Source organism: Kitasatospora kazusensis (genome assembly GCF_039529945.1).
Classification (GTDB): Bacteria; Actinomycetota; Actinomycetes; order Streptomycetales; family Streptomycetaceae; genus Kitasatospora; species Kitasatospora kazusensis.
Genome location: NZ_BAAANT010000022.1, coordinates 22,028 through 37,965 on the forward strand (window position 1 = coordinate 22,028; position 15,938 = coordinate 37,965).

Below are 15,938 nucleotides of genomic sequence, written 5' to 3' on the forward strand. Positions count from 1 at the left end.
TCTTTCTGACGATAAGCACAGGGTCGCACCGGAATCACTCTCGGTACGACTTGAGTGCGGCCCGCCGCCGGTCACCGTGCACCGAGCTGCAGCTGCGGCGAGGCCTCCTCCACCACCGCGACACCGATCCGGCTGACCCGGACCGAGAACGGCTCACCCGCCACCCGCAGGCCGGTGAGTTCGAGTTCCCCCAGCGGAGCCGTACTGGCGGGCCGGACCAGCACCCGCCCGGCCGGGACGTCGGGACGCACCCCGGCCAGCGCGGCGACCAGGTGCACCACCGACGCCGACGACACAGCCGCCGGACGGCAGGCCGCCGGATGCGGCACCGGCGGGCAGCCCGTGACGCGCTGCTCCCCCGCGTACATCTCGGGCAGCCGGCCCTCGAAGTGCGCCGAGGCGTCCAGCAGACCGGTCAGCAGCGCACCGGCCTCCCGTTCGAACCCGGCTCCGGCCAGGCCCGCGACGGCCAGCGCGGTCTCGTGCACCCGGACGGCTCCGCTGCGGTGCCCGATCGGGTTGAAACGGGGGGACTTGGCGCTCAGGGTGCGCAGGCCCCACCCGCAGTCGAACTCCGGCGCGGCCAGGCGCTGGGCGAGAATCCTGGTCTGCTCCCGGTCCAGCAGGCCCGGGTGGTGGTCGCCGTCGGCCGCCAGGCCCAGGTCGAGCAGGTGGACGAAGGAGGAGACCACGGCCGGCAGCGGACGGCCCGGGCCCGCGAGAGCGGCGGCCGGGCGGCCCCCTGACAGGTCGTCGATCCAGAACTGCTCCCGGAAGCGCTCGGCCAGCCGTGCCGCCCAACCGCGCCACTCCTCGGCCCCGGGGCGCCCGAACGCCGCCAGCAGCTCGGCCCCGTGCAGCGCCGCCCGGTGGGCCTGGGCCTGTACCTCGCAGCGGGCCGGCACCGGGCGGGCGCTGCGCTCCTCGGGCGTCCGGCCGAGGTCGGTGACGAACCCGTCCTGGCCGCCGGAGCCGGGCGCACCGTCGCCCGCGTTGGCGCGCAGCGCCGCAAGAGCACGCTCGGCGGCGGGGATGAGCTCGGCCACCTCGGAGCCGGGCATCCCCCAGCGCCAGGCCTCGGCCAGCAGGGTGACGAACAGCAGGGTGGCCTCGGTGGCCGTGCAGGACGGCGGCAGCTCGGGGCCGGCGTGCCGCAGGGCACCCGGGATCAGCCCGTCGGGGCGGCCCGCGCCGCCGACCTGCTGACGCCGCGCCAGGGCCCGGAGGGTCCCGGCCGCCAACCGAGTGCCCAGCGGCAGTGTGAGCCGGGCCGCCCAGAGTGCGTCGGCCGAGGTCAGCCCGAACCGCCACGGCACCCCGGAAGCCGCGTAGAGGTCGGTCGGACGGTCCGCGTCGGCGAGCAGCAGCCCGCCCAGCGCGTCGAGGGAGCGCGGCACGAGCAGTTCGACGCGCGAGTCGTCGCACCGCACCTCGGGCGTCGACCACGGCGGCGCGATCCCTTGGCCGCGCCCGGTCGGCGGGCGGACGGCCGCCGGAGCCACGGCCTCCAGCGACGTCCGCAGCTCGACCGACCATCGGGCCCCCGGCTGCACCTCCAGATCCCAGCGCAGCACGCCGGCCCCGGCCAGGACCGAGTGCGGCGACGGCCGGGCCGAGACGGTGGCACTGTGGTGCGGCCCGGCCCAGCGCAGGCCGGACGACTGCACCTGGCCGGGCAGGTCGGCCGAGCGCTGGCCTCCGGCGATGTCGGCCAGCCGGCCGAGGTCCGTCCCGAACGTGATCTCCAGCGGGAGGCGGGCCGGGCGGCCGCCGGTGTTCCGGACCGTGACGGTCTCGACCCCGTCGGCGTGCCTGAGCCGTTCGACGGTGAGCGCGGGATCCGGGTCGGGATCGCCGGGCACCCGGACGGCACCGACGAAGCGCGCCTCGGCCGCCGAGGTCAGCGTTCCCTGGAGGGCCAGCGGTTCGATGCCGCCGAGCCGCAACTCCATCCTCGCCAAGGTCCGCACGCCGGCCCGGTAGAAGCCGTCCAGGTGGTGGCCCCGGAGCTGTCCGTCCGGACCGGAGACGGCCATCGCGGGAGCGTTCACGCAGAGCACCTCGCCGTGCGCGGCAGCGGGCTGCGGACGCGCCGGAGCGGACGGGCGGGACTGACCCGCCACCATCGGCCCACCGGACGGCGGGCCGAGCGGCTGGCCGGGCACGGGGGTGCCGTACGGCGGGGTGGCGAGCGGCTGGCCGGGTACGGGAGTGCCGTACGGCGGCGTACCGAGCGGCAGGCCGGGCACCGGAGTGCCGTACGGCGGCGTGGCGAGCGGCGGACCGGCCGGTGACGGCGCTCCGGCCGGTGCTGCCGGTGCTGCCGGTCCGATCTGTGCGGTCGGCGGCGCTTCCCCCGGCACGGCCTGTGGTGGCCTCATGGCGGTCACCTGGCTCTCCTCCTTCGGCCGAGCGCATGCTCGATCACGGTCTGTGGCTGCGGTGTTGCGGTGTTGCGGTGCAGGGCTGGCCTGCGGGGCTCCCGTGCGGGTGGGCAGCCCGGGCTGGGGGACGGAGGACGGGAACGGGGCGAGCGGGTACGGCACGGTGACCGGGTGCACCCGGCCGGGGCACCTCAGCCTGCCCGAGGCCCGTGCACCGATCGGTGCGACCGGCGCGGTCCCTCCGGCTCGGCGGCGATACCCCGCAAGATGAACGCACCGCACCTGCCCCAGGTCACGCCGATCCGCCGACTGTCGGTCCGACGGCGAACCGGCCGGACCTCCGCCGAGCGGGCGGACCCGTGCCGTGGCGCCCGGCGGACAGACCCCTGCCCGGCCGGCCGCCTGTTCCGGCTCTCCCTCGGCCGTGTTCCGGCCGCCGCCAGGATACGGTGCGCACGCGGTGTCACATCGGGAGGACCCGTCGCCTGCTGCCGCACCGTTACCAGTCAGCAACAGCACGTACCGAGGAGTCGCATGTCCACCGCCAGCCGGTTGCCGGGGATCGTCACGACCGACCACTTCTTCCTGGTGCCGCTGGACCACCAGGCGCCCGACGGCGAGCAGATCGAGGTCTACGCCCGTGAGGTGGTGGCCGCGGGCCGCGAGGGCGACGAGCTGCCGTGGCTGCTGTTCCTGCAGGGCGGGCCCGGCGGCAAGGCGAACCGGCCGCTTGGCCGGGACGGCTGGCTGGTGCGGGCGCTGGACGACTACCGGGTGCTGCTGCTCGACCAGCGCGGCACCGGCCGGTCCACGCCGGCCACCCGTCAGACCCTCGGCCGACGGGGCGGCGCGCGGCAGCAGGCCGACTACCTGGCCCACTTCCGCGCCGACTCGATCGTGCGGGACGCGGAGCTGATCCGGCGTCGGGTGTTGGGGGCGGACGGGCGCTGGAGCCTGCTGGGCCAGAGCTTCGGGGGCTTCTGCACGCTGACCTACCTCTCACTGGCTCCGGAAGGGCTGCGGGAGGCGTTCGTGACGGGCGGCCTCGCGGGCCTGCGCAGCTCGGCGGACGACGTGTACCGCGCGGCGTACCCGAGGGTGGCCCGGAAGAACGCGGCGCACTACGCGCGCTACCCGCAGGACGTGGCGGTGGTGCGGGGGATCGCCGCGCACCTGGCCGAGGCTCCGGCCCGGCTGCCGGACGGCGGGCTGCTGACCGTCCGGGCCTTCCAGGGGCTCGGTCTGATGCTCGGCTCGGGGACGGGCTCGCACGCCCTGCACCACCTGCTGGCGGAGGCGTGGGTGGAAGGTGTGGACGGTCCCGAGCTGTCGGACACCTTCCTGGCCGGCGTCCAGGCGCAGCTTTCGTTCGCGCGGGGACCGCTGTACGCGGTGCTGCACGAGTCGATCTACGGGCAGCGCTCGGTGGACGTGGCCGGGACGGGCTGGGCCGCGGAGCGGGTGCGCGCGGAGTTCCCCGAGTTCGACGCCGGGTCCGCGCTGGCGGAGGACCGGCCGGTGCTGTTCACGGGCGAGATGATCTACCCGTGGCTGTTCGAGACCGACCCGGCTCTCCAGCCGCTGCGTGAAACGGCGCAGCTGCTCGCGGAGCGGACCGACTGGCCCGACCTGTACGACTCCGAGCGGCTGGCCGCCAACCAGGTGCCGGTGCTGGCGGCCGTCTACCACGACGACATGTACGTGGACACCGCCGACTCGCTGGAGACCGGGCGGGCCGTGCGGGGGCTGCGGGCCTGGGTGACCAACGAATGGGAGCACGACGGCCTGTGGGCGAGCGGCGGCCAGGTACTCGACCACCTGATCAAGATGGCGCGCGGCGAGCTGTAGCCATCCGGCGAGCAGTCGGCGGAGCCGCGTGCCGAAGCCGCTGCGGGGCCTGCGCGGCCGAGCCGCGGGCGCTCTCCTCCGGGTCGGGTCCGTCATGTCGGTCACGTCCGTCCCGTCCGTCACATCGGTCACATCCGTCACGTCGGCTCTCCGATCGGTCGGGCCTTCGGAACGCGTTCGGCCTTCGGAACGCCGCCGAGGCGGCGGCGGGCCCGCTCCGCGCGCCGGCGGAGCCGCCCGTGCCGGGCCGGGCCCGGCCGTTCAGGGGCGTCGTCGGCAGGGGCAGCGGCGGTGGGAGCCGCCCCGGGGTCGGCGGGCCGGCGGTGCGGCGGGCGGGCGTGGCCGACCGCCGACGGGCAGGCCGAGGCCGTCCCCCGCCCGGGGGGCGCCGGCTCCCGCCGGTCGGCCCCGGGGCCGTCGGCATCAGGCCCGGCGGGGCCGGTGTTCCGGCGTTCCGCCGCCGAGGCCAGCCGCCTCACCCGCTCCCTGCGGACGCTCTCCCGCAGCTGATCCGGCGTCAGCCCGCCGTTCAACGACTCGTAGAGCAGCTGCGCCAAGGTGTAGTCGGGGTCGAGTTCGAGCGCCCTGGCCAGGACCACACGGGTCGTCGCGGTGTCGTCGGCGAGCCAGGAGGTCCAGGCGAGCAGGGTGAGCGGGGCGGCTCCGTAGTGCTCGAACGGCGGCACGCACCGCTGGGCGAGGTAGCGCCAGAGCGCCTGGGCGGGAGCCAGCTCCGCCGGCTCCGCGTACTCGGCGCCCCGGTCGCGGCCCAGCCTGTCCTGGAGGCCGACCAGCAGCCGGGCCGTGCGTTCGGGCTCGATCTCCCCGGCGCCGGACCGGAGGGCGGCCATCGCCTCACCGAGCAGGGCACCCGTACGGTCCAGCACCGCCGGTCGGCCGCCGGGCCCGTCCAGCTCCCGGAGCAACCGGGGGCCGGCTCGTTCGATCGCCGCTCGGTGAGCCGCTGCACCGGGCGGCCCGATCGGCGTGAGCCCGGCCACGATCGCCTTGCGGCTGCCCCTCGGTGCGAATCCGGCGAAGGTCGCCGCCGCGGCGATCGGACCGGGGAGCTCGGGGGAACGGAGCGGAGTGCCGCCGGGGTGGCAACACCCCGTCCCGTTGCAGAGGAACGACCACCAACGGCCCGCCGAGATGCACAGCGACTCCTTCACGTTGACGTGTTCGGACCTGAAGGCCTGCGCCAGCTGCTCGGCGAGCGGCGCGAGTCCGTTGACGACCGGCGGGGCCGAGGCATCTGCCGGGTCCCGGCAGATGTAGAGCAGGACCTGTTCGGGGCGCCGGTCGCGCTGCTCGGAGAGTACGACCAGGAGCCGGGCCGTCTCGGTGGCGAGCTGTTGCCAGCACGCGGGATCGTCGGGAATGTCCACCCTGATCACCCCGCCCTGCTGGAGCGCGGAGCCGTGCAACCCGACGGCGACGATGCTGTCGTCGGGAAAGAAGCCCAGCAGGAAAGGGAGCATCTCGGCCATGTCGGCCGGTCCGCGCATCCGGACCGCCGGTCGGCCGGGCAACGGACCGGGAGGATGCGTGGTGGTCGCCTCGTCCAGGCCGAGGACCGCCTCGGCCTTCCGCTCGGGGCTCGCCTCAGCGTTCAGCTCGGGGTTCAGCTCGCGGTTCAGCTCGCGGTTCAGCTCGGGGTTCAGCTCGGGATCCATGTCAGCGCTCATGTCGGGAAGACTGACGCACCTGGCCACTGCCCGGCCGAAACTGCCTCAACCCTGTGGACAAGTCCGGGGGTCCAGCATTTGCTCCCCCGAATGGCCCAGTCCAGAATTCCGCACATAACGTTATGAATTCCACTAAAAGGGACAGTCCGTCATCCACAGGCCCACAGCCTCGACGGCAGCTGTTCGCGGACTGTCGGTCGAAAGCGGTATTGATGGACCCATGGACGAGCCCACGCCCCACCCCGCCCAGTCCCACTCCACCCCGTCCCTCACCGACCACCCCGCCCCGGGGCACCCGGACCGCGCCGCCGTCCGCGCCCGGGCCGAGGCGGTGCTCCGCGAGCTGGCCGGCCCGGCGGCGGTGCTGCGGGAGGACCAGTGGCTGGCCATCGAGGCGCTGGTCATCGACCACCGCCGGGCTCTCGTCGTCCAGCGGACCGGCTGGGGCAAGTCGGCCGTCTACTTCATCGCCACCGCGCTGTTGCGGGCCCGCGGCGCGGGCCCGACGGTGATCGTCTCCCCGCTGCTGGCCCTCATGCGTAACCAGGTCGACTCGGCGGCCAAGGCCGGTATCCACGCCCGCACCATCAACTCGGCGAACCCCGAGGAGTGGGACGTCATCCAGGCCGAGGTGGCGGCCGGCGCGGTCGACATCCTGCTGGTCAGCCCGGAGCGGCTGAACAACCCGGACTTCCGCGACCAGGTGCTGCCCAAGCTCGCCGCCTCGACCGGCCTGCTGGTGGTCGACGAGGCGCACTGCATCTCCGACTGGGGCCACGACTTCCGCCCCGACTACCGCCGCCTGCGCACCATGCTCGCCGAGCTGGCGCCGGGCGTCCCCGTCCTGGCCACCACCGCCACCGCCAATGCCCGGGTCACCGCCGACGTCGCCGAGCAGCTCGGGACGGGGCACACCACCGGCACCGACGAGCGTGCCCTGGTGCTGCGCGGCGAGCTCGACCGCGAGAGCCTGAGTCTCGGTGTGCTGATGCTGCCGGATCCGGCCCAGCGACTGGCCTGGCTCGCCGACCACCTCCCCGAGCTGCCCGGGTCGGGGATCATCTACACCCTCACCGTCGCCGCCGCCGACGAGGTGACCGCCTTCCTGCGCCAGCGCGGCTACCCGGTCGCCTCGTACTCGGGCCGCACCGAGGACGCGGAGCGCCGCAGCGCCGAGGCCGACCTGCTGGCCAACCGGGTCAAGGCGCTGGTCGCCACCTCGGCCCTGGGCATGGGCTTCGACAAACCCGACCTCGGCTTCGTGGTGCACCTCGGCTCCCCCAGTTCTCCGATCGCCTACTACCAGCAGGTCGGCCGCGCCGGGCGTGGTGTGGAGCGCGCGGAGGTGCTGCTGCTCCCCGGCCGCGAGGACGAGGCGATCTGGCGCTACTTCGCCTCGCTGGCCTTCCCGGCGGAGGAGCAGGTCCGGCGGACGATCGACGCGCTCGCCGCCGCCGACCGGCCGCTCTCCACGGCCGCTCTGGAGACCCGGGTGGACCTCCGGCGGGCGCGGCTGGAGACCATGCTGAAGGTGCTCGACGTGGACGGCGCGGTCCGCCGGGTGCGCGGCGGCTGGACGGCCACCGGCAACCCCTGGGCGTACGACGCGGCGCGCTACGCCAAGGTCGCCGCGTCCCGCGAGGCCGAGCAGCGCGCGATGCGCGAGTACGCCACGACGTCGGGCTGCCGGATGGAGTTCCTGCGCCGTCAGCTCGACGACGACGCCGCCACCCCCTGTGGCCGCTGTGACAACTGCGCCGGGCCCCGCCACCGGGCCGAGCTGTCGGCCGAGGCGCTGGGCGCCGCGACGGCAGCGCTCGGGCGGCCCGGGATCACCTTCGAGCCGCGTCGGCTGTGGCCGACGGGCATGGAGGCGTTGGGCGTCCAGTTGAAGGGCCGGATCCCGGCAGGCGATCAGGCCGAGACCGGGCGGGCCCTCGGCCGGCTCTCCGACATCGGTTGGGGCACCAGGCTGCGCGCCCTGCTCGCCGAGCAGACGCCGGACGGCCCGGTGCCGGCCGAGATGCTGGACGCCCTGGTCAGCGTGCTGGCCGACTGGGCGCGCGGCCCCGGCGGCTGGGCGGGCCCGGAGGGCGTCGACGGCGCCCGGCCGGCCCGGCCGGTCGGCGTGGTCACGATGGCCTCGGGCACCCGCCCGACCCTGCTGGAGAGCCTGGGCGCCCAGCTCGCCGCGATCGGCCGGATGCCGCTGCTCGGCCGGGTCGAGTACGCGGCCGGGCGGCCACCGCACGGTCCGCGCAGCAACAGCGCCCAACGGCTGCACTCACTGGCGGGCACCCTGGTGGTTCCGGACGGGCTCCGCGCCGCCCTGGCCGCGACCCCCGGTCCGGTCCTGCTGGTCGACGACCTGGTGGACTCCGGCTGGACGGTCACAGTCGCGGCGCGACTGCTCCGGCAGGCGGGGGCGAGCGCCGTGCTGCCGCTGGTCCTGGCGGTACAGGCGTAGCGGCTCACGCCCGGCCCGTGACAGCGCTCAGCCCGCACCGGCACCGGCAGCAGCAGCACCGCCAGCACCCAGCCTGTACCGACGCGGGCACGATGGCTCGATCCGATGGCCCGTCAGCCGAATGCCAGGGGGCCAGGAGTGGGATATACCTGACAGAACAATGGCTTTCGAGTGACGTTCATCATTTCATCGTTGCCGGTCGAGCTCGTCTGCCCTGAGAATTGGACCGTACCCCGCTCCCGATCGGCCCCTCCCGGGTTTCGGCGTACGCGAGCGCCCGCGCGCCCTGCGGGCCGTGGAAACGGAGGATCGTGATCAACGGCGCGGACCGAGCTCACTTCTCCTCGCCCCGGACCCGGACACTCGGCCCGGAGGACTGGACGGACTCCGGCATCCCGCTGCTGCCCGCCCCGCGCGAGTTCGTCACCGAGCTGCACCAACGGCACCTCCCGCAGCCCGGCACGACCGTGGTCGCCGTCCTGGACGCCTGTCACCACGTCACCGCCTCCGCGTCGTTCAGCCCCCGGCCGCACGCCGACGACGGCTGGCTGCACCGCAACGCGATCCTCACCCAGCTGCGCCGGATCACCCCGCACGACCTGCGGCTGGCCGACCCCAGCCGTACCGCGGTGCTGCTGCGCTGCCGGGAGGGTTCTGCGGGTTGGACGCGGCAGGACGGCGCGTGGATGTGGGCGCTGCGCGACGCCGCCGCGCTGCACGGCCTGCGCTGCGGCCCCTACATCGTGCTGACGCCCGGCGGGTGGCAGTCGCTCGGCGACGGCAGGCACGGACAGCTGCCGAACTCGGGTTCCTGGGCGGACGGGCCACTGCACACCGTCACCGAGCTCACCCCGCGCGCCGGACGCGAGGCCGGCGAGGAGCGCGCCTGGAGACCGGCCCCGGTCACACCGCTCGAAGCCCTCCGCCCGACCGGCACCCGCTGAGCCCTGCCCGGCACGAACCGGGAACCGGGAACCGGCGCGGGAAACCGGCGCAGGAAGCGCAGGAAAGCGCACGGAGCGCACGGAATCGGCCAAGGCGCCAGAGCGGGAATCGGCCGACCCGGGGTGGGGGCCGGACCGCCGGGCCCCACCCCCGCGCCACCCACCGCACAAGGTCAAGCAGGTCACACAGGTCACACGGTCAGGCCGGCGTCGGCCTGCTCCCGGCCGGCAGCAGCGGCGTCACCACGTCCGGGCGGCCGCACACCACCAGCAGCGCACCGGCGAGGCCGAGCGCCGTCCGCAGCGCGCGTTCGACCCGGGCGGGGGCACTGTCGTTGACGACCAGCACCACCACCGCACGACCGAGCGGATGCGTGGTGGAGCCGTCCGGGCGGGCGGCGGCCGCGTAGAAGACGTCGTCCCCTTCGGTGAGCTGCGCCCAGTAGCGCGCTTCGCCGAACGACAGCTCGTGCTGCTGCCACGGGTGCGGCTCACCGGCCGTCAGCACCAGGATGTCGGCCGGACGGCGGCCGGACTCCAGCAGCCGGTCCACCGCCTCGTCGGCCTGTTCGACGGCGCCCTGGACGGAGGCCGCCACCAACTGCACGGCGGGCCCGGCCCGGCGCGGGGAGGGTCCGGGCTTGGGGGGCTGAGCCGCCCGGGCGGGCGGGCCCGGCCGGGCGGCGCGGGGCGGTGCGGGACGGGGGCCGGGCAGGACGGCGCCGGCGACGGGGGGCTTGGCTGGGACGGGCGACACGGGCTCGTGAATCTCCGGCTCCTCGGGCACAACAGGCATGCCCGGATATCTATCAAACGCCGGTCGGGCGCGCACAGCCGCCCACCCCTTGGGCGCCGCCGTCCAGGGGACGAATCATCAGAAACCGAGTGAGAGCTGCTCCGCCTCGTCGGGCAGCGAGCGTCCGCGCTTCAGGTGGCTCCAGCGGGGCAGCGCGTCGAGGTACGACCAGGACAGCCGGTGGTGCTCCGTCGGCCCGAACTCCTCCAGCGCCGCCCGGTGCACCGGCGACGGGTAGCCGGCGTTGTCCTCGAACGCGAACGCCGGGTGGCCGGCCCCGATCTCGGCCATCATCGCGTCGCGCCGCACCTTGGCGAGTACCGAGGCCGCCGAGACGCAGACGCAGGACTGGTCGCCCTTGATCACGGTGCGGACCCGCCAGGGACCGCCGAGGTAGTCGTGCTTCCCGTCGAGGATGACCGCGTCCGGCCGGACGGGCAGCGCCTCCAGCGCGCGCAGCGCGGCGAGCCGCAGGGCGGCCGTCATCCCGAGCTCGTCGCACTCCTCGGGCGAAGCGTGGCCGAGCGCGTACGCGGTGACCCAGTCGGCCAGCACCGGGGCCAGCGCGGTGCGGCGGCGTTCGGTCAGCAGCTTGGAGTCGGTGAGCCCCTCCGGCGGCTTGCGCAGGCCCGTCACGGCCGCGCCGACCGTCACCGGCCCGGCCCAGGCGCCGCGCCCGACCTCGTCCAGCCCCGCCACCACCTGGGCGCCGGCCCGGCGCAGCGAGCGCTCGACCGAGTGGGTCGGGGGTTCGTACGGCATCAGGGGTCCATTCGGCGGTTGGCTCGGGCGGCTCAAGTGGCTGCGGTTCCGCAGGCGACTCCAGGGTACGTCCTGCCCGGGAACCACCCCTGAGCCCACCTGAGAACCGCCCGAGACCCCCCGCGCGAACCCCCGCGCGAACCCCCGGGGGCGCCCCCGGGTCCCCCAGCCCGGGGACCCCGGAGAGCACCGGGCCCGCTCAGCCTTTGACCGACCCCGCCAGCAGCCCCCGGACGAAGTACCGCTGGAGGCTGAAGAAGACGATCAGCGGCACGATCAGCGACAGGAACGCCCCGGCCGTGAGCACCTCCCAGCGCCCGCCGAACGAACCGGAGAGCTGGGCGAGCCGTACCGTCATCGGCGCGACCTCCGGGGTGCCGCCGGCGAAGGTGAGCGCGACGAGGAGGTCGTTCCAGACCCAGAGGAACTCGAAGATCGCGAACGAGGCCAGGGCCGGGGTGCAGAGCGGCAGCACGATGGACCAGAAGATCCTGAAGTGTGACGCCCCGTCCACCACCGCCGCCTCCATCAGGTCGCGCGGCAGCTGCGAGATGAAGTTGTGCAGCAGGAAGATCGCCAGCGGCAGCGCGAACATGGTGTGGGCGAGCCAGACGGGCAGGTACGTCCCGTGCAGGTCGAGCGCCGGGACGATGGTCAGGCCGCCGAGGTGCGCGCCGCCCGAGAACAGTTGCAGCAGCGGGATCAGCGCCATCTGCAGCGGCACCACCTGGAGCGCGAAGATGACGAAGAAGACGGTGTCGCTGCCCTTGAACCGCACCCAGGCCAGCGCGTACGCGGCCATCGCGGCGATCACCAGCGGGAAGATCGTGGCCGGGACGCTGATCGCCAGCGAGTTGACCAGGAAGGGCATCATCCCGGCGCTGACGCCGAACCCGCCTTCGAACAGCACGGTGTGGTAGTTGGAGAGGATCAGCTGCGGGTGGACGAAGACCTCCCACCAGCCACTGCCCGCCACGGCCTGTTTGGGCCGCAACGAGGTGGCCAGCAGGCCGAAGGTGGGGATCGTCCAGAGCACCGTCACCACGATCACGAACAGCGAGCCGAGCGGGCCGCCGAGGGACCTGCGGACGGCCTTCGCGGGCCGGACGGCCTTCGCCGGAACGGTCGCGGGCTGGGTGGTGGTCACCTGGTCTCACGCTCCTTGCGCAGCTGGACGATGTTGTAGGCCACCAGCGGCAGCACGGCCAGGAAGAGCAGCACCGCGAGCGCGCTGCCCCGGCCCACATTGAACTGCACGAAGGACTGCGAGTACATCTCGTTGGCCAGCACCTGGGTGCCGAAGTTGCCGCCCGTCATGGTGCGGACGATGTCGAAGGCCTTGAGCGTGGTGATCATGACGGTGGTGAGCACCACCACCAGCGTGGTGCGGATCATCGGGACCGTGACGAACCAGAACAGCTTCAGTCCGCGCGCGCCGTCGAGCCGGGCGGCCTCCGTCACCTCGTCCGGGATCGCCTTGATCGCGGCCGAGAGCACCACCATGGCGAAGCCGGTCTGCACCCAGACCATCACCGCCATCAGCAGGAAGTTGTTGAGCGGGTGGGAGAGGATCCAGTTCGGCGGTTGCCGCCAGCCCAGGCTGACGGCCAGTTGGCTGAGCAGGCCGACCTGCTGCTGGGACGGGTCCCGGGCCTCGTAGACGAACTTCCAGATGATGCTGGCGCCGACCAGCGAGACCGCCATCGGCATGAAGATCAGCGACTTGAAGAGCGCCTGGTACCGCATCCGCTCGACCAGCAGGGCCAGCACCAGACCGAGCCCGGTGGCCGCGAGCGGCGCGACCACCAGCCAGGTCAGGGTGTTCAGCAGCACCTGGTGGATCGCGTCGGTGGTCAGTGCCCAGCCGTAGTTCTTCCCGCCGAGGAAGCGGGTGCTGTCGTCGTTGTAGAAGCTCAGGTACACCGTCCGGACCAGTGGCGCGACCAGTCCGACGATCAGCAGCAGGACTGCGGGGCCCAACAGGACGAGGATGGCGAGCGGGCGGCTGATCCGGCCGGAGACCAGGCTCGCCAGCAGGAACACCACCGCCAGCAGCACCAGGAAGAGCCCGACCGCGATGAGGCTGTTGCCGAGTTTGACGGCGGCGTCGGTCCACGCCGAGTCGGCCAGCCGGTCCGTTTGCATGCGGACGTCCTTTCTCTGGAAAGGCGCAGCGCACCGTGCACCCGCCAGGGGCGCGAGAAGCCGCACGAAGCCGGAACGGCACCGCACCTCGCGCGCCCCTGGTCGGGTGGGAGCCGCGCGGAGCGGCTACTGCGGCCAGGCCGCGTCGATGTCGGCCGCCACCTTCGGGATGGACTGGCCCTCGGCGAACCAGGCGGTCAGCGACTTCCACTCCTGGCCGGCGCCGATCGCGGCCGGCATCAGGTCGGAGGCGTCGAACCGGAAGGTCGCGGCCGGGTCGGTCAGCGCGTCGGCGGAGAGCTTGTCGATCGGGTCGGTGTAGAGGCTCTTGTCGACGCCCTGGTTGGCGGAGACCCAGCCGGTGGAGACCTTCACCCGGCTGCTCGCCCAGTCCGCGGTGGAGAGGTAGTTCTGCACGGCCTGCACCTCGGGGCGGTCGGAGAACGCGGCGAGGAACTCCCCGCCGCCCTCGACCGGGTTGGCCACCGAGGGCGTCACCGCGGGCAGCCGGAAGGCGAAGATGTCGCCGTCCGGGCCGATCTTGGTGCCCTTGGCCCACTGTGCCTGGTAGAAGGACGCCTGCTGCAGCATCCAGCACTTGTTGGTGAGGATCGGCGCGCCGGCGTCCTGGAAGGTGGTGGTGGCGATCGACTTCACGTCGCCGATGCCGCCGTTCACCCAGGCCGGGTTCTGCATCCAGCCGGCCACGGTCTGCATCGCGCCGGTGATCTTCGGGTCGGCGAACTTGACCTGGTGGCTCACCCACTGGTCGTAGACGTCGCCGCCGTACGAGCCGAGCACCACCTCCTCCAGCCAGTCGGTGGCCGGCCAGCCGGTCGCCGTGCCGGAGCCGATGCCGCCGCACCAGGGCTTGCCGGTGCCGCCCGCCTTGGCGATCCGGTCGCTGAGCGCCATCAGATCGGCCCAGCTGGTCGGCACCTGGTACCCGGCCTGCTTGAAGTACTTCGGCGAGTACCAGACCAGCGACTTCATGTTGGCGCTCATCGGCGCCGCGTAGAAGGTGCCGTTGACCGAGCCGTAGGTCTTCCAGACCGGGCTCCACTTGTCCTCGTTGGCGACGGTCTGGGCCGGCGGCTTCACCACCTTGCCGGTCTTCACCATCTGCGCGAGCAGGCCCGGCTGCGGGATGATCGCGAGGTCGGGGGCGTTGCCGCCGGTGACCCGGACCTGGAGCTGTGACTCGAAGTCGTTCGAGCCCTCGTACGAGATCTTGATGCCCGTACAGGAACTGAACTCGGACCAGGACTTCTCCAGCGAGTCGGACTCCGGGCTGAGGATCGAGGCGTACATGCTCACCTTCGTCCCCGCGTGCCCGGCGTACGGCTGGTACTTGGCGCAGTCGCCGCTGAGCGTCGGGGCGGCCGAGGCGTCGGCCCCGGACTTGCCGGAGCTGTTGGAGCAGGCCGCGGTGAGGGCCAGGGCCAGGACGGCAGGGACGGCGAGCAGCTGCCGTCTGAGGTTCTTCGGCCGGGGATGAAGGGTCATCGGCGGCCTTCGATCGCGATCGAGAGGGAAGTCAATGCGGTCCTCCTTGCCAGGGCATGACATGCCAGCAAATAAGACAGAACACACTGCGCTGTACCAGAGACCGATCCGTACCCGGCGGATGCCGGGTTCAAGACGTTAACGTAGCGCTCATCTCGCGCCAAGGTGCCGGATCCCCTCAGTCGCCCCGGCGTTCAAGCCGGACGGGCAGCTCCCGCAGGCTGTTGACCACCATCGTGGGGTTGGGCCGCAGCTCGCCGTCGCCGATGGCAAGTGCCAGCTCCGGGAAGCGCCGGAACAGCGCGGGCAGCGCCACGGTGGCCTCCAGACGTGCCAGCGGAGCCCCCGGGCAGACGTGCGGCCCGTACCCGAGGGAGAGGTGGCGGGTCGGCTCGCGGGTGATGTCGAAGAGCTCGGCGGTGGCGCCGTGCCGCGCCGGGTCACGGCCGATCGCGTTGTAGGAGATCAGCACGGCGTCGCCCCGCGGGATCACCGAGGTCTCGTACGTGACGTCCTCGGCGGCGAAGCGGAACAGGAAGTTGCTGGTCGGCGGCGTCCAGCGGAGCGACTCCTCGACCACCGCCGACCACGGCACCCGCCCGGACCGGGCCAGCGCCAGCTGGTCCGGGTGGGCGAGCAGGGCCCGGACGGCGTTGGTGATCAGGTTGACGGTGGTCTCGTGGCCCGCCGCGATGATCACCCGCAGGGTCGCCGCAGCCTCCGCGTCGGTCAGCGCCCCGCCCTCCGTGTCGGCGGCGAGCAGCGCGCTGATCAGGTCCGCCCCCGGCGCCGCGCGCCGCTGGGCGACCAGGCCCAGGACGAAGGCGTTCAGCGCGGCGATCGTCGCCCGGACGTCCGACCGGACGCTGCTGAAGAAGCGCTCGTACAACTCCCGTACGTACGCGTGGTCCTGCTCGGGCAACCCGAGCAGCCAGCCGATCAGTGTCATCGGCAGCGGGAAGGCGAACACGGTCTTGAGGTCGGCCACCGGCCCGGCCGCCGCGAGCCGGTCCAGCAGCGCGGCCGTCACCTGCTCCACCTTGGGCCGCATCAGCTCCACCCGCCGGGGCGTGAACGCCTGTGCGACCAGCGCGCGCAGCCGCCGGTGCTCCGGCCCGTCCGTGGTGACCATGCTCGGGCCCGGCACCGCCAGGCCGATCAGCGGCCAGTCGGCCGGGACCTCGCCCCGCTGGTACGCCGCCCAGTGCCCGGCGTCCTTCACCAGCCGGGGGTCCGTCAGCAGTTCGCGGGCGGCGGCGTCCCGGGTGACGGCCCAGGCCCGCACCCCGCCCATCAGCTCCACCGCCACCACCGGCCCGGCCGCGCGCAGCAGCGCGCCCTCGGCGGCGCTGTCGCGCGCCAGCGGATCGATCACGAACGGCGTGTCCACAGTGCTCC

The 15,938-nt window shown here is 73.6% G+C and carries 11 protein-coding genes; 3 read left to right on the forward strand and 8 right to left on the reverse strand.

Features of this window, described 5'->3' with window-relative positions:
* Window positions 1–71: 71 nt before the first annotated feature.
* A complete protein-coding gene (locus tag ABD330_RS19230; protein ID WP_344466782.1) occupies window positions 72–2,381 on the reverse strand; it encodes an amylo-alpha-1,6-glucosidase in 2,310 nt (769 codons plus the stop codon).
* 537 nt (window positions 2,382–2,918) lie between these two features.
* Here ABD330_RS19230 and ABD330_RS19235 point away from each other — a divergent pair.
* A complete protein-coding gene (locus ABD330_RS19235; RefSeq protein ID WP_344466678.1) occupies window positions 2,919–4,232 on the forward strand; it encodes an alpha/beta fold hydrolase in 1,314 nt (437 codons plus the stop codon).
* Between the two features lie 137 nt (window positions 4,233–4,369).
* Here the strand turns inward: ABD330_RS19235 and ABD330_RS19240 are convergent, their stop codons facing one another.
* Window positions 4,370–5,920: a DUF4192 domain-containing protein gene (locus tag ABD330_RS19240; protein WP_344466680.1), complete on the reverse strand. Its 1,551-nt coding sequence runs from the start codon at window positions 5,918–5,920 to the stop codon at window positions 4,370–4,372.
* A 220-nt stretch (window positions 5,921–6,140) separates the two neighbouring features.
* On the opposite strand from ABD330_RS19240, the gene ABD330_RS19245 reads away from it, so the two are divergent.
* Window positions 6,141–8,387 (forward strand): RecQ family ATP-dependent DNA helicase, encoded by a 2,247-nt coding sequence (locus ABD330_RS19245; RefSeq protein WP_344466682.1) that lies wholly within the window; start codon window positions 6,141–6,143, stop codon window positions 8,385–8,387.
* A 311-nt stretch (window positions 8,388–8,698) separates the two neighbouring features.
* Window positions 8,699–9,331 carry a hypothetical protein gene (locus ABD330_RS19250; RefSeq protein WP_344466684.1) on the forward strand — a complete coding sequence of 211 codons (633 nt, stop codon included), beginning with the start codon at window positions 8,699–8,701 and terminating at the stop codon, window positions 9,329–9,331.
* Between the two features lie 199 nt (window positions 9,332–9,530).
* On the opposite strand, the gene ABD330_RS19255 is transcribed toward ABD330_RS19250, so the two are convergent.
* From ABD330_RS19255 to ABD330_RS19280, 6 genes are all read right to left on the reverse strand, one after another.
* Window positions 9,531–10,088 (reverse strand): hypothetical protein, encoded by a 558-nt coding sequence (locus ABD330_RS19255; RefSeq protein ID WP_344466686.1) that lies wholly within the window; start codon window positions 10,086–10,088, stop codon window positions 9,531–9,533.
* 117 nt (window positions 10,089–10,205) lie between these two features.
* The gene (locus ABD330_RS19260; protein WP_344466688.1) at window positions 10,206–10,889 is read right to left on the reverse strand and encodes a ribonuclease HII; all 684 of its coding nucleotides are present in this window, start codon (window positions 10,887–10,889) and stop codon (window positions 10,206–10,208) included.
* Window positions 10,890–11,088: 199 nt separating this feature from the next.
* Window positions 11,089–12,036 (reverse strand): carbohydrate ABC transporter permease, encoded by a 948-nt coding sequence (locus ABD330_RS19265; protein ID WP_344466690.1) that lies wholly within the window; start codon window positions 12,034–12,036, stop codon window positions 11,089–11,091.
* Window positions 12,033–13,034: a carbohydrate ABC transporter permease gene (locus ABD330_RS19270; protein WP_344466692.1), complete on the reverse strand. Its 1,002-nt coding sequence runs from the start codon at window positions 13,032–13,034 to the stop codon at window positions 12,033–12,035. Before ABD330_RS19270 ends, ABD330_RS19265 begins: the two co-directional genes overlap by 4 nt.
* Before the next feature lie 126 nt (window positions 13,035–13,160).
* Entirely contained in the window at window positions 13,161–14,540 is a 1,380-nt protein-coding gene (locus tag ABD330_RS19275) for an ABC transporter substrate-binding protein (protein WP_344466694.1), read from the reverse strand.
* 178 nt (window positions 14,541–14,718) lie between these two features.
* The gene (locus tag ABD330_RS19280) at window positions 14,719–15,930 is read right to left on the reverse strand and encodes a cytochrome P450 family protein (RefSeq protein WP_344466696.1); all 1,212 of its coding nucleotides are present in this window, start codon (window positions 15,928–15,930) and stop codon (window positions 14,719–14,721) included.
* Window positions 15,931–15,938: the final 8 nt, after the last annotated feature.

Bases quoted from the DNA above. Each gene is read 5' to 3' on its own strand.
- ABD330_RS19230 (WP_344466782.1), bottom strand. From the start codon at position 2,381: ATGAGGCCACCACAGGCCGTGCCGGGGGAAGCGCCGCCGACCGCACAG.
- ABD330_RS19235 (WP_344466678.1), top strand. From the start codon at position 2,919: ATGTCCACCGCCAGCCGGTTGCCGGGGATCGTCACGACCGACCACTTC.
- ABD330_RS19240 (WP_344466680.1), bottom strand. From the start codon at position 5,920: ATGAGCGCTGACATGGATCCCGAGCTGAACCCCGAGCTGAACCGCGAG.
- ABD330_RS19245 (WP_344466682.1), top strand. From the start codon at position 6,141: ATGGACGAGCCCACGCCCCACCCCGCCCAGTCCCACTCCACCCCGTCC.
- ABD330_RS19260 (WP_344466688.1), bottom strand. From the start codon at position 10,889: ATGCCGTACGAACCCCCGACCCACTCGGTCGAGCGCTCGCTGCGCCGG.
- ABD330_RS19270 (WP_344466692.1), bottom strand. From the start codon at position 13,034: ATGCAAACGGACCGGCTGGCCGACTCGGCGTGGACCGACGCCGCCGTC.
- ABD330_RS19275 (WP_344466694.1), bottom strand. From the start codon at position 14,540: ATGACCCTTCATCCCCGGCCGAAGAACCTCAGACGGCAGCTGCTCGCC.